Genomic DNA, 13,867 nt, shown 5'->3' with positions numbered 1-13,867 from the left:
GGTCGGAATCGAACCGGCGTACACGGAGTTGCAGTCCGCTGCATGACCACTCTGCCACCCAGCCATTTTGTGTCTTAATCGCATTGATTAAGTGGACGTTATGATAGCAAATTTTTACAAAAAAGCAAGTGATTTTTTTATAAAAATTTGAATTTTTTATAATTTTAGTCAGACGGCTAAGAATATGGCGATATTTGTGCCTAAAAAATAGACGTTTGTTCACAATTTTAGGTAAAAATCAATCTGTTTTTTTGGATGTGAAGTAAATAAAAAGCTTAAAAAATCAAGCATTTTAAAGTATAATAGTAAAATTTATTAAGTTTTATGGATTTATCAAAACTGTTAGTTTGTTTTTAAATGTCAAATCTAATAGCTTAATAAAATAATTCAAGGTGAATTAAAGGCGTTTATCGATGCCTTTATTCTGCGTGGTTTTAGGGTTTTGCTTTCTTGGATGCTTGCCTGATGATTATTCTTGCAACCATCTAAAAAATCGAATCCGTAAAACCCCATTTTTATAATCCAATAAAACCAAAATAAGGTGCTTATGAAATTAAATTTACGTGCGGCGACCATTGCTGCAGTATTTGCGGGCATGACACTGTTGGCTGCTTGTAATAAATCAGCCCAAGATGAGCAGGCAGCGGCTGCAGCGCAGCAACAAATGCCGCCAACGGTCGTGGATGTTCAGACGGTAACGCTTGGTGCGATTCCTGTGGTGAAGTCTTTCTCAGGTCGTGTGACAGCGGTTGAGACATCTGAAGTGCGCCCGCAGGTGACGGGGATTGTGGATGAAGTATTGTTCCGCGAAGGTGGATTTGTGCGTGCAGGCCAGCCTCTGTACCGTATTAACACAGATAACTATACCAGTGCGATTAATGCAGGTCGTGCAGCGATCGCAAATGCTGAGGCTTCTGCTCAAAATGCACGCGCAGCCCAAGCCCAAGCCCAAGCCAACCTAACTGCGCAGCAAGCAAATTTAGCTCAAGCGCGTGCTGATCTAGCCAGACTACAAGGCTTAGTTGAAGTTGATGCGGTATCAAAACAGTTTTATGATCAGGCGGTGACTGCCGTACGCACGGCTGAGGCGAATGTCGAAGCTGCCAGAGCTACGGTTGCGCAAGCCAAAGCAAGTGTCGGCAGTGCGGACTCTGCGATCAACAGCGCCAAAGCCAGCCTAAGCGCAAGCGAGCTAGACCTAAGCCGTACCATCGTACGCGCACCGATTAGCGGTAAAGTGGGCATCTCAGCAGTAACGAATGGCGCATTGGTGTCAGCCAACCAATCAAACGCTCTGGTAACCATCACACGCACCGATTATGTCTATGTGGACATCAGCCAATCATCGGCAGAGATGCTACGCTTACGTCAGCAGATCGCTGAAGGCAAAGCGAGCCAAGGTGATCCAGAGGTGCAAATCGTCCTAGAAGATGGTGGCACATACCCAATCATCGGACGTCTGGCTCTGTCTGATGCGAGCGTCGATGAAGCGACAGGCGCGGTTAAGCTAAGAGCGGTATTCCCGAACCCTGATGGCGTGCTAATTCCTGGTATGTATGTGAATGCCAACCTTGCGCAGTCTATCATGAACAATGCTGTTTTGCTGCCACAGACTGCCATCACACGTACACCTAAAGGCGAAACACAAGTTTATGTCGTAAATAAAGACAAGAAAATCGAAGTTCGCCCAGTTGAAACTTCAGGCACCTTTAACGGTCAATGGGTGGTCAGCAGCGGACTACAAAATGGCGACCAAGTTGTTGTGATGGGCGGTGCTAAAGTTAAGCCTGACCAAGCAGTAGAAGTGCGTGCACTGCCACCAACGGGCGCAGCAGGCAGTCAAGCGCAAAATGCTCAAGCGCCGCAGCAAGCAGGTCAAAATAGCGTCGTAGCGCCTAAAGAAGAGTCAGGCGCACAGGCGCAAGCTGCTCAAGATACGCCTAAAGCACAGTAGGAGCGGTCATGTCTAAGTATTTTATTGAGCGCCCCATCTTTGCATGGGTGATCGCCATTTTGATCATGCTGGTGGGCATTATCGCTGTTCGCAGCTTGCCCATTGAGCAGTATCCGCAGATTGCGCCGCCGACAGTTTCGGTGAGCGCTGTCTATCCTGGCGCTGATGCCGAGACGGTAGAAAATACCGTAACGCAAGTCATCGAACAGCAGATGAAAGGTCTGGATGGTCTGATGTACATGTCGTCAAGCTCATCAGCGAATGGCTCGGCCTCTGTCACGCTAACCTTTGAAAATGACGTAAATCCTGACACCGCGCAGGTCCAAGTACAAAACAAGCTACAAGCAGCGACCAGCTCACTGCCAGCTGATGTACAACGTCAGGGCGTGACGGTTAATAAGTCTAGCAGTAGCTTCTTGATGGTGGCATCATTCATCTCTGAAGATGGGAGTATGACACAGTCGGACATCGCTGACTATATTAACTCCAACGTGGTGGACAGCCTAAGCCGTGTTAATGGTGTGGGCTCGCTAAACGTATTCGGTTCGCCTTACGCTATGCGTATTTGGCTGGATCCTGCTAAGCTTTCTTCTTATGCGCTAATGCCATCTGATGTCTCAGCTGCGATTCAATCACAAAACGTGCAAGTATCAGCAGGTCAGCTTGCTAACCTACCAACAGATCTCGATCGTCAAGTGATTAACGCGACGGTGAGTGTGCAAAGCTTCCTGCAGACGCCAGAGCAATTCGGTAATATCCTAATTAAATCTGACCCTTCAGGCGCAAAAGTCTACCTGCGTGATGTGGCAGATATTGAGCTGGGCTCAGAAAGCTACGCCGTTAAGACTCTATATAATGGACAACAAGCTGCGGGTATGGGCATCATGCTTGCCTCTGGCGCGAACGCCCTTGAGGTGCGTGAAGCAGTACAGGAGCGTCTTGATGAGTTGTCACAAGGTTTCCCTAAAGGTCTAAAAATCGTCGTGCCTTACGACACCACGCCATTTGTTAAGCTGTCTATTAAGCAAGTTGTTATAACGCTGCTTGAGGCGATTGTGCTGGTGTTTTTGGTTATGTTCCTGTTCTTGCAGAACTGGCGCGCGACCATCATCCCGACACTTGCGGTACCTGTTGTTATTCTGGGTACATTTGCGGTATTATCGCTATTTGGTTTTACCATTAACATCCTAACCATGTTTGCGATGGTGCTTGCCATCGGTCTGCTCGTCGATGATGCGATCGTTGTCGTGGAGAACGTGGAGCGTATCTTAGAAGAAGATCCAAACATCTCAGTCAAAGATGCCACCATCCAATCGATGGGTGAGATCAGTAAAGTTGTTATCGGTATTGCACTGATTCTGTCGGTAGTATTCGTACCGATGATTTTCTTTGGTGGCTCGGCTGGTGTGATTTATCGTCAGTTTGCGGTAACACTGATCACCAGTATGTCATTGTCAGCAGTGATTGCACTTGTCTTTACGCCTGCGCTGTGTGTTACCATTCTAAGACGCCAAGCACACAAAGACATCCATACTCAAAAAGGCTTCTTCGGCTGGTTTAACCGTTTCTTCTTCAAGGCCAGTCGTGGCTATGAGAACTTCGTGGGTAAGACCTTTAATGCCAAGTGGATCTTTGCGATCGTGTATGCTGCAGTTATCGCTGTGATGGCGTTATTGTTCACGCGTCTACCATCATCATTCGTCCCAGAAGAAGACCAAGGCGTCTTAATGACATTGGTTCAGCTGCCTGCGGGTTCGACGCTTGACCAGACCGCAGCAGTTATGGAAAAGGTCGGTGGCTATTTCCGTGAACAAGAGGCAGGCAATGTTGAATCGGTATTTACCATCTCTGGCTTTAGCTTTGGTGCCAGCGGTCAAAATGCCGGTTTGGCTTTCGTTAAGCTAAAAGACTGGAGTGAGCGTACTTCAGATGAAAGCCTTGCCCAATCGATTGCTGGTAGAGCCATGGCGTTGAATGTCATGATTCCAGAAGCGACGTTGGTATATCCGATTGCACCACCTGCGATCCAAGGCTTTGGTAATTCAAGTGGTTTCGACTTACAGCTTCAAGACATTGGTGGCGTGGGTCATGAGAAACTTCTAGAAGCTCGTAACATGCTTTTGGGTATGTCAGCGCAGAATGAAAATGTAGCAGGTGTACGTCCGAACGGTCAAGAAGATGCACCCAAGCTTAAAGTAAACATCAATCAAGAACAAGCTGCTGCCTATAACCTAAATATGGCAACAGTGAATGGCGTTCTAGCTCAAGCCTTTGGTGGTAGCTATGTTAATGACTTCATTGATCGCGGCCGTATCAAAAAAGTATATATGCAGGGCGCGCCCGATAGCCGTGCCACACCTGAAGACATTAACAAGTGGTATGTGCGTAACAGCCAAGGTGAGATGATCAGCTTCGGTGCGTTCTCTAACAGTGAATGGCAATATGGCAGTCCTGGTCTTAACCGTTATAACGGCTTGTCATCACTTAACGTTCAGGGTTCAGCTGCGCCTGGTAAGAGTACGGGCGATGCCATGCTAGCCATGGAGCAGATGATCACTCAGTTGCCTGAGGGTATCGGTTATGAGTGGACAGGTCTGTCACTAGAAGAGCGTAAGACCGGTGGTCAGGCATTGACGCTATATGCGATCTCTATGGTTGTTGTGTTCTTGTGTCTGGCAGCGCTATATGAGAGCTGGTCGGTACCATTCTCGGTGATGTTGGTTATTCCACTGGGTGTTATTGGTGCGGTTATCTTTACCATGCTTCGAGGCTTTGCCAACGACGTCTATCTACAGGTAGGTCTGCTCACGGTAATTGGTCTGTCCGCGAAGAACGCGATTTTGATTATTGAATTTGCCAAAGAGATTCAAGAATCGGGGGCGAGTCTAAAAGATGCGGTCATGCAGGCAGCTCGCATGCGTCTGCGTCCGATTATCATGACATCACTTGCTTTTGGTATCGGTGTTGTGCCTTTGATGATTGCCACAGGTGCAGGTTCAGGTAGCCAAAACGCAGTCGGTACGAGTGTGGTCGGTGGAGTAATCACAGCGACTTTCTTAGGCGTGTTCTTTATCCCGATGTTCTATGTGTGGGTGCGTTCAGTATTCCCATATAAGCCAAAACTTGCCAAACCCGTCGCTGTGCGCGAACACGAGTAAGGAGAATTTATGAAAACAACCAAAACAGTTCGCCTGTTCACACTCTCAGCCCTGGTGCTGGGGGTGTCGGCGTGTAGCACGATTCCAAAATCAGCCCAGACCATGGTCGCTCAGCCGAATTTGGCGGTTGATCAGGCTTACCAAGTGCTTGATCAGCAGACCATCAGTGTGGCAGAAGCGCCAAGTGTGGCATCGATGCGCTGGCAGGATTTCTATGCTGATCCTAAGCTAAAGTCATTGATTGAACTAGGTCTAAATAACAACAAAGACCTACAAAAAGCTGTTCTGGCGATCCAAAGCTCGCGTGCTCAGTATCAGATCACCGAAGCTGACGGCATTCCAAAGCTGGGCGCATCTGGCGGCGCGACTCGTTCAGCATCGCCTGCTGATCGTAACGCCAGCAGCGGCTACAATATCGGTCTTGCCATGTCTAGCTATGAGATTGATTTTTGGGGCAAAGTGGCGAACGCCAAAGATGCTGCGCTTTATAATTACCTAGCAACCAATTCAGCTAAAGACGCGGTGCAGATTTCTCTGATTTCTAATATCGCACAAAGCTACGTCAATCTAAGCTACGCATTGGCTCAGCGTCAGCTTGCTGTTGAGACGTTAAAGACTCGTGAGCACTCACTAGACATCACGAACAAGCGCTTTAAGGCGGGTATTGATGCACGCTCACCCAGCCTGCAGGCAGAAGCGTCACTAGAAGCGGCTAAGTTGGCGATTTATCAAGCTGATACTGGCATTCTACAAGCTCGTAACGCGCTGCAGCTGCTACTTGGTGCGCCAGTTCCAGATGAGCTGATGCCTGACATGGCGGTGGATAATATCACCACTCAGACGCTATTTAGCACAGGTCTTCCAAGTGAGCTACTGTATTATCGTCCTGACATCGTACAAGCAGAGCACGCACTAAAAGCGGCAGGCGCGAATATCAATGTGGCACGTGCTGCCTATTTCCCATCGATTAGCCTGTCGGGTAATTTGGGATTTAGCTCGTCTAGTCTAAGCAATCTCTTGGAATCAAGCGCTTTTGCTTGGTCGGTTGGTCCTTCGATTAATCTGCCAATCTTTGATGCAGGCATTCGCCGCGCCAATTATGAAGTGGCAGAAGTCGCCCAAAAGAGCGCATTAGTCACCTACGAAAAAGCCATCCAAACCGCATTTAAAGAAGTGGGTGATGTGCTGGCAAGTCGTGCTACGCTTGGCAGACAGCTAGAATCCCAATATAAGCTACAGAACAATTATCAACAAACCTATCAAATCGCCCATGCGCGCTTCCGTTCAGGTTTGGATGATTATCTAAGCGTGTTGGATGCGGAGCGTTCATTATTCGCCAATCAGCAAAATATCTTAAACTTAGAATTGCAAAAAATCCTAAGTCAGATTCAGTTGTATCAAGCACTAGGTGGCGGCGCGACGCTAACCGCTGAACAGATCGCCAGCCTACAAAAGCAGCGTGAAGCGATGCGTACGGCTGAGCTTGCGACCAAAGAGCAGCTTACGCCTGTGAACGCGGATGCGGTCGATCCCAGTGTCGAGATCGTACAGCCTGCGCCTGCGACATTGAATGTAATCGAGCCTGCCAATGCTGACGGTGTCTCAACACCTATCAGCATCCATTAATGGTATGATAATAAAAAACGCTCATCGAATGGTGAGCGTTTTTTGTTGGCTATTAAATAAATAATGCTAGACGATTGGCTTTCTACGATAAAATAAAATACCAGGAATGGACAAGCCCAATACTAAGGCAGAAATTACAAATATCGCCTCAAAAAAATAACTCATCATCACGACGAATAGACTCATGTCAAAGCCAAAATAACCAATCTGCACCATGCTGACCATTGCCTTATAGGCGGGAATACCAGGCATGAGGCAGATGACGCTAGGGACGATGAGCGCCTTTGGGGGTAGGCGAAATCTTTGAGCGAACCACACACCTAAGAAACTAGCAAGCATCGAGCCAAAAAAAGTCGCCACCGCCAAATGAATGCCCATATTTACCATGACGCTCTTAGCACCAAAACCAAGCGCAGTCATAACCAGACAATAGATAATATAGCGACTTGGCAGCGTGAACATTAAGCACCAGCCCAGGGTGATGACGCATGATAATAGTATGTCAGAGATTAGCCACATATTATAGTCCCCAGTGCGGTATCTGTAGCAAAATAAGCGCAATCACAATACCTACGCATGCTGATAATGTCAGCATCGTTGCGAACATCCAGCGTCCCACGCCCATATTGATGTATCCTTTTAGCATGTCGGACAGGGCGTTAATGATGGGGAAGCTTGGCACAAGCAAAAGCACGCTGGCAGCGACCGCGATGTCAGCATGATGTCCTAACGCTACGATCTGCGATGAATCCAAAAAATACGCCGTTGCCCCGAGTAACGTCGCCACGAATGCCGTAATAATAACCACTACAAACGGGTTAAAATGATGCGCGGATAAATACACACGCATCCGCATCGCGCAGAAACCTGCCACTAAGGTGATGGCTGAGATGATGAGATTACCGCCATTTAAATAGGCAAAGCAGGCACAGGACAGCCCAACAAATAAGGACATCAGGTTATTGGGATAAGTGGTGCGATTAATGTCATCAAAACGTGATTCGATGTCATCGATGAGTGCGTCATCTTTGGTGGCGGATTCGGCATATAGCACGATTTGCTGGATTTGAACTAGAATGCTGACATTGATGCCTTGATGTACGGTATTGCGGGCGGTGGTGATGCAGCGTCCATTGTATAAGGTGGTTAGGGTCACCGCATTAAATGACAGCGCACATTCAACCCCACCAACCCCAAGCGCCACACCAAGCCGCTTGGTCAGATCGACCACGACTGCTGATTCTCCGCCATACTGCATAAATAGCAGGGCGCAGCGTACACATAGCCTGGTGATGCGCTGCTGCTCTTCGTGAGAGATGTAGGGCAATCGGCGTGGGGTGTTTTCGCTGCTGGGCATGGGTAGAATAAGAGATGTATAAATTTTGACATATTGTAAAGCCAATCATCAAAAAAATCATCACAATTGCACCAAAAATTTCAACAAATAATTGCAAAAGCCTTAAACGGTGCTATAATCACGGGATAGTTTTCACTTTTTGTAAATCCCAAAATATAAGGAATAACTTATGAATATGGCAACCCAACAAGGCAAATTATGGCTTGATGGCGAACTCGTTGATCAGCCTGAAGCGAAAGTTCACGTATTGACGCACAGCTTGCATTATGGTTTGGCGGTGTTCGAAGGTGTGCGTGCGTATGAGACGCCAGACGGTCGCACTGCGATCTTTCGTCTAGTAGAGCACACCGAGCGTCTATTAAATTCTGCTAAGATTTTCCAATTAAACGTGCCTTATAGCCATGCAGAGCTAGCACAAGCCCAAAAAGATGTCGTCCGTCAAAATGGCTTGGCAAGTGCCTACATTCGTCCATTAATCTGGGTGGGTTCAGAGAAGCTTGGTATCGCTGCTAAGGATAACAGCATTCATGCGGCAGTGGCTGCATGGCATTGGGGTGCATATCTTGGCGAAGATGGCATCAATAACGGCATCCGCGCCAAGACATCTAGCTATACCCATCACCATCCTAACGTCACCATGTGTAAAGCCAAAGCCGCTGCCAACTATCCTGTGTCTATCTTGGCTAACCAAGAAGCGACCAAGGCGGGCTATGATGAAGCGATCTTGATGGATCCGCAAGGCTATGTGTGTCAAGGCTCGGGTGAGAATTTGTTCTTGGTAAAAAATGGCGAGCTACATACGCCCGACTTGGCAGGCGGTGCACTTGATGGCATCACTCGCCGCACCATCATTGAATTTGCCAACGATCTTGGTATTAAGGTGATTGAGCGTCGCATCACTCGTGATGAATTCTATCTGGCTGATGAGATCTTCATGACGGGTACCGCAGCCGAAGTTACCCCGATTCGTGAATACGATGATCGCGTTATTGGTAATGGCTCTCGCGGTCCGATCACCGAGAAGCTACAAACCTTGTATTTTGATGTGGTCCAAGGTCGCAATGAAAAATACAAGCATTGGCTGACCTTTGTTGATGCTTAATTCTTATAATTTACAAAAGACGGCTTAGGTCGTCTTTTTTTGTTTCAGACGAACGCTTAATGCCTGATTAAAATTCTATTTTAGAAAAACTGCATCCGTTGTTTTGTGGTATCATAATGCAAATTTATCAAACAATAAAAAGGCGCAATCATGACAAAACCAATCCTAGATGATAACTGGCAATCCGATGCCTTAGACCCTGCTTTGGGGTTTTTTAGTCAGACTTTAGCGGTGCGCGGTGGCTATCATCGCACAGATGAAGGTGAGCATGGCGAGGCGATTTTTACCACCAGCAGTTATGTGTATAAATCTGCCAAAGATGCCGCCGATCATTTCGATGGTACAAAGAAGGGCAATGTCTATAGCCGCCACACCAATCCTACCGTTCGCGCCTTTGAAAGACGCTTGGCGTTGCTTGAAGGTGGTGAGCGCTGTGTCGCTACCGCAAGTGGCATGGGGGCGATTTTGACGATGTGCTTAGCCTATCTTAAGGCTGGCGATCATCTGCTGTGCGCCAAGCAGCTGTTCGGTTCTTCTGTTGCGCTATTTGATACTTACTTTAAGGCGTTTGGCGTCTCTGTCAGTTATGTGGATTGCTTTGACAATGACGCATGGGAGAATGCCATTCAGCCAAACACTCGCGTGCTATATTGCGAAAGTCCCTCTAATCCGCTAGCACAGATTGCTGATTTGTCGTTTTTGGCGAATCTTGCCCGTAATAATGATGCGCTGCTGATCGTGGATAATTGCTTTGCTACGCCAGCCATTCAAAAGCCGCTAGAGCTGGGCGCGGATGTTGTTATTCATTCTGCCAGTAAATACATCGATGGTCAGGGGCGTGTGATTGGTGGGGCGTTGATCGGCTCCGATGAACTCATGGAGAAGGCGTTCGGCGTGGTGCGCACCGGCGGCATTAGCCTATCGCCATTTAATGCGTGGGTGTTACTAAAGGGGCTTGAGACCTTGAATCTACGAATGAGAGCGCATTGTGAGAATGCCAATCAAGTCGCTGCATTTTTATCAAATCACCCTAATGTCACCAAAGTACACTTCTCAGGGCTTCATGATCACCCAGGCCATGAGCTTGCCAAAAGTCAGCATCAGCACCTAGATGCACAAGGTGGCGCATTCGGGGCGATTATTGGCTTTGAGGTTCGTGATAAAGACAGTGCTTGGCAGGTAATCGACAGCACCCAAGTCATCAGCATCACCAATAACCTAGGCGATGCTAAGTCTACCATTACACATCCAGCCAGCACGACGCATTTTCGCATGACGCCCGAGCAGCGATTGGAGGCGGGTGTGACCGATGGGCTTATTCGATTATCGGTGGGTCTCGAAGATGCCAAAGACATCATTAATGACCTAAAGCGTGGGCTAGATGCCTTATAGTGCAGTTATGTGATTTAAAAACCAAGTCCATTTGGATTTTTATTGGTAAATTGACAAGATTTTCAAGTATAATAAGGTATTTTTATCATCAGAGTTCGCCATGAGTTTTTTAACCAAATTATTCAAAAAATCCAACGAAAACGACTCTATCGCCGAATACAGAAAGCCATCTGTTGATGACGCTAGCCAAGACATGGCGCGCGCGCAGGCGCTTTATGATGAGGCGACAGAACATTATCAAGCAGGTGATTACGAAGAAGCGGCGACTTTGCTGTTAGAATCAGCGTCGCTGGGTCTTGCCGATGCTCAGCGTAGCCTTGGTGTGATGCACTGTCAGGGCTTAGGAGTGCGCCAAGACTACGAAAAAGGCCATGAACTTCTCAAAAAATCTGCCGAACAAGGTAACATCAAGGCATGTCATAATCTAGGCGTCATGTATTACCACGGGTTTGGCGTTAAGCAGAGCCATGAAGAGGCGTTTGCTTGGTATAAGCAGGCTGCTGATCACGATCATGCTGAGTCTTGTCATAACATCGCGCTAATGTATGAGTATGGCGTGGGCGTGGCAGCGGATGAAGATGAAGCGGTGAAATGGCACAAAAAAGCAGGCGATGTTGGTGTGAGCCTGTCTTATCTGAATCTAGGTAACCTGTACTGTGTAGGGCGCGGCGTTCCGCAAGATTATGCCGAGGCGATAGAATGCTTTAAAAAAGCAGCGGCAGGAGATATTCCAGAAGCCATGTATAATCTGGCTGTGCACTATCAACGCGGCGAGGGCGTCGCCCAAGATCTGACGGCAGGGTTTAATTATTTCTTACAAGCTGCCAATGCTGACTTTGCGCCTGCCATGCATCAAGTAGCGCTTTGCCATCTGGATGGTAAAGGTGTATCAAAATCAACCAATGAAGCCAAGCTGTGGCTACAAAAAGCCGCCCAAAAGGATCATGAGCCAGCCACAGAATTGCTCAATAAATTAACAGCAGCACAAGAATAACCTATTAAGGACAAGGATATGAACGCTAGGGATTGGCTAATCGCTGTGGGTGTTGTGTTTGCTTGGGGTATTAATTTCATGTTTATGAAATTTGCCCTAATGGACATATCACCCATGGTGCTAGGATTGCTTCGATTTGCTTTTTTGCTTTTCCCTGCCATTTTCTTTTTTAAGCGCCCAAATGTGCCTTGGCGTTGGCTTATTTTATATGGGCTGACCATCAGTTTTGGGCAATTTGCCTTTATGTTTTTGGCGTTATCAATGGATGTGCCAACAGGGCTGGCTGCACTGCTACACCAAAGCCAGGTATTTATGACGGTGCTGCTGGTTGCGATCATCTTCAAAGAGACTGTATTAAGGCATCATCTGATCGCTATGATGGCCGCGGCTGTCGGGCTGATGCTCATCGGTGTTGGGCAGCATCAAGGTAATGCGCCTGTGGTTGGGCTGTTAGTGGTTCTGACTGCATCATTCTCTTGGGCGATGGGTAATATCGTCGTCAAAAAACTGGGCGCGGTAAACCCATTATCATTGGTGGTGTGGGGAAATATCTCGGCATTGGGTGCTTTTGCTGTCGGTTCATTGTGGTTATATGGTACAGATGGCGTAAGTGCACAGGTTCAGAATCTGACCTGGGGCGGCTGGGCGAGCGTGCTGTATCTGGCCTATGTCGCCAGTCTGTTGGGGTATGCAGGTTGGGGCTATCTACTCTCTAAACATCCTGCCAGTCAGGTTACGCCTTTGGCGCTGCTCGTGCCTGTGATTGCGCTGTTGGTGGGTTTTGTGTTCTTATCAGAGAAGCTTAATTTTTGGCATTGGTCGGGTGTGATCGTTGTCATGCTGGCGCTGATGGTGCATGTCTTTGGTACACGCCGCTTATTCAATTCATCATCTAAATAAGAGTAATTATTAAAAAAATATACGCGCTTACCGAATTTGTGGTACAATGACCGCAAATTTACACTATATCGTGTGTAAATGTCCAAATATTATACTATATATTGATTTAAGTCAGCTTTTATACAAATCAACAAAAAAGACTTTGGGAAACATCATCATGCATTATTCTATCTTTTGCCAAACCAAAAATGACGTCTTAAAAGAACCCATGTTCTTCGGTCAGCCTGTCAATGTGTCGCGCTACGACCAACAAAAACATCCGATTTTTGAGCAGCTGATCGAAAAACAGCTGTCGTTCTTTTGGCGACCTGAGGAGATTGATGTATCGCGTGACCGCATTGACTTCGCTGAATTGTCGGTGCATGAGCAGCACATTTTTTTGTCAAATCTAAAATACCAAACGCTGCTTGACAGTATCCAAGGTCGTAGCCCGAACGTGGTACTGCTGCCGCTGGTGTCCATCCCTGAGCTTGAGACTTGGATTGAGACTTGGTCGTTCAGTGAGACGATTCATAGCCGCAGTTATACGCACATCATCCGCAACGTGGTGAATGATCCGAGTAAGATTTTTGATGACATCATCGAAAACGAACACATTCTAGAGCGTGCCAGCGACATCGCACGATATTATGACGATCTGCATCGTGCTGCACAGTTGTATGACTTGCACGGTGAGGGTACTTATACTTTATGTGGTGAGACGGTTGAAGTGTCTTTAAAGGATCTTAAGAAAAAGCTGTATCTGTGTATCGTGGCGGTGAATGTGCTTGAGGCGATTCGTTTCTATGTGTCGTTTGCGTGCTCTTTTGCGTTCGCTGAGCGCAAAGTCATGGAGGGTAATGCTAAGATCATTAAAATGATCGCTCGTGATGAGGCTCTGCACCTAAATGGTACGCAGCACATGATCAACTTGATGCGCTCTGGTCGTGATGACCCTGAGATGCTAGAGATCGCTAAATCTTGTGAAGACGAAGCGATTGACATCTTTAGAAGTGCCGCCGAACAAGAAAAAGCATGGGCGGAATATCTGTTTAAAGATGGCTCAATGATCGGACTTAATAAGGACATCCTATGCCAATATGTCGAATTCATCACGAACACGCGCATGGCGGCGATTGGTCTGCCTGCGATCTTTGAGACCAAATCGAATCCGATTCCATGGATTAACGCATGGCTGTCATCTGATAATGTGCAGGTAGCGCCACAAGAGACGGAGATTACCACTTATCTGGTTGGGCAGATTGATTCTGATCTGGATGATGTGGATCTGGATGATTTTGAATTATAAATCAATATTAAACCGTCAAGCTGCTTGGCGGTTTAAAAATCTGATAAAGACAGTTTATAAAAATAATAATTGATTTAAGATTTGGCAAGAAAACAG

Annotated in this window: 10 protein-coding genes and 1 tRNA gene; 8 read left to right on the top strand and 3 right to left on the bottom strand. The window is 47.1% G+C overall.

Annotated elements, in window-relative coordinates:
* Positions 1-56: transfer RNA gene (locus GY683_RS00355), tRNA-Cys, on the bottom strand.
* Between the two features lie 491 nt (positions 57-547).
* Between GY683_RS00355 and GY683_RS00350 the strand changes: the two genes are divergently transcribed.
* Genes GY683_RS00350 through GY683_RS00340 form a run of 3 tightly spaced genes read left to right on the top strand, consistent with a single transcriptional unit; the run spans position 548 to position 6,738 of the window.
* Positions 548-1,954: an efflux RND transporter periplasmic adaptor subunit gene (locus GY683_RS00350; RefSeq protein WP_297286864.1), complete on the top strand. Its 1,407-nt coding sequence runs from the start codon at positions 548-550 to the stop codon at positions 1,952-1,954.
* A gap of 8 nt (positions 1,955-1,962) precedes the next feature.
* Positions 1,963-5,112, top strand: a complete 3,150-nt coding sequence (locus GY683_RS00345) for an efflux RND transporter permease subunit (RefSeq protein WP_297286863.1) — start codon at positions 1,963-1,965, stop codon at positions 5,110-5,112.
* 9 nt (positions 5,113-5,121) lie between these two features.
* On the top strand, positions 5,122-6,738 hold the full coding sequence (locus GY683_RS00340) for an efflux transporter outer membrane subunit (RefSeq protein WP_297286862.1): 1,617 nt from the start codon (positions 5,122-5,124) through the stop codon (positions 6,736-6,738).
* A 66-nt stretch (positions 6,739-6,804) separates the two neighbouring features.
* On the opposite strand, the gene GY683_RS00335 is transcribed toward GY683_RS00340, so the two are convergent.
* The gene (locus tag GY683_RS00335) at positions 6,805-7,257 is read right to left on the bottom strand and encodes a threonine/serine exporter family protein (RefSeq protein ID WP_297286861.1); all 453 of its coding nucleotides are present in this window, start codon (positions 7,255-7,257) and stop codon (positions 6,805-6,807) included.
* A gap of 1 nt (position 7,258) precedes the next feature.
* Entirely contained in the window at positions 7,259-8,095 is an 837-nt protein-coding gene (locus tag GY683_RS00330) for a threonine/serine exporter ThrE family protein (protein WP_297286860.1), read from the bottom strand.
* A gap of 169 nt (positions 8,096-8,264) precedes the next feature.
* Here GY683_RS00330 and GY683_RS00325 point away from each other — a divergent pair, with 169 nt between their 5' ends.
* The 5 genes from GY683_RS00325 (at position 8,265) to nrdB (ending at position 13,771) form a co-directional block, all read left to right on the top strand.
* Positions 8,265-9,197, top strand: a complete 933-nt coding sequence (locus GY683_RS00325; RefSeq protein WP_297286859.1) for a branched-chain amino acid transaminase — start codon at positions 8,265-8,267, stop codon at positions 9,195-9,197.
* A 150-nt stretch (positions 9,198-9,347) separates the two neighbouring features.
* Positions 9,348-10,589, top strand: coding sequence for an O-succinylhomoserine sulfhydrylase (locus tag GY683_RS00320; RefSeq protein WP_297286858.1), 1,242 nt, complete (start codon positions 9,348-9,350; stop codon positions 10,587-10,589).
* A 100-nt stretch (positions 10,590-10,689) separates the two neighbouring features.
* Positions 10,690-11,583 (top strand): SEL1-like repeat protein, encoded by an 894-nt coding sequence (locus tag GY683_RS00315; protein WP_297286857.1) that lies wholly within the window; start codon positions 10,690-10,692, stop codon positions 11,581-11,583.
* A gap of 18 nt (positions 11,584-11,601) precedes the next feature.
* The gene (locus GY683_RS00310; protein ID WP_297286856.1) at positions 11,602-12,483 is read left to right on the top strand and encodes an EamA family transporter; all 882 of its coding nucleotides are present in this window, start codon (positions 11,602-11,604) and stop codon (positions 12,481-12,483) included.
* A gap of 157 nt (positions 12,484-12,640) precedes the next feature.
* The gene (gene nrdB, locus GY683_RS00305; RefSeq protein WP_297286855.1) at positions 12,641-13,771 is read left to right on the top strand and encodes a class Ia ribonucleoside-diphosphate reductase subunit beta; all 1,131 of its coding nucleotides are present in this window, start codon (positions 12,641-12,643) and stop codon (positions 13,769-13,771) included.
* Positions 13,772-13,867: the final 96 nt, after the last annotated feature.

Origin of the sequence: Moraxella sp. (assembly GCF_024227015.1) — a bacterium.
GTDB lineage: Bacteria > Pseudomonadota > Gammaproteobacteria > Pseudomonadales > Moraxellaceae > Moraxella.
The sequence above is the reverse complement of the archived record's forward strand: the minus strand, read 5'-3'. Positions and strand labels throughout refer to the sequence as shown.

Bases quoted from the DNA above. Each gene is read 5' to 3' on its own strand.
- GY683_RS00320 (WP_297286858.1), top strand. From the start codon at position 9,348: ATGACAAAACCAATCCTAGATGATAACTGGCAATCCGATGCCTTAGAC.
- nrdB (WP_297286855.1), top strand. From the start codon at position 12,641: ATGCATTATTCTATCTTTTGCCAAACCAAAAATGACGTCTTAAAAGAA.
- GY683_RS00325 (WP_297286859.1), top strand. From the start codon at position 8,265: ATGAATATGGCAACCCAACAAGGCAAATTATGGCTTGATGGCGAACTC.
- GY683_RS00310 (WP_297286856.1), top strand. From the start codon at position 11,602: ATGAACGCTAGGGATTGGCTAATCGCTGTGGGTGTTGTGTTTGCTTGG.
- GY683_RS00340 (WP_297286862.1), top strand. From the start codon at position 5,122: ATGAAAACAACCAAAACAGTTCGCCTGTTCACACTCTCAGCCCTGGTG.
- GY683_RS00335 (WP_297286861.1), bottom strand. From the start codon at position 7,257: ATGTGGCTAATCTCTGACATACTATTATCATGCGTCATCACCCTGGGC.
- GY683_RS00345 (WP_297286863.1), top strand. From the start codon at position 1,963: ATGTCTAAGTATTTTATTGAGCGCCCCATCTTTGCATGGGTGATCGCC.
- GY683_RS00330 (WP_297286860.1), bottom strand. From the start codon at position 8,095: ATGCCCAGCAGCGAAAACACCCCACGCCGATTGCCCTACATCTCTCAC.
- GY683_RS00350 (WP_297286864.1), top strand. From the start codon at position 548: ATGAAATTAAATTTACGTGCGGCGACCATTGCTGCAGTATTTGCGGGC.
- GY683_RS00315 (WP_297286857.1), top strand. From the start codon at position 10,690: ATGAGTTTTTTAACCAAATTATTCAAAAAATCCAACGAAAACGACTCT.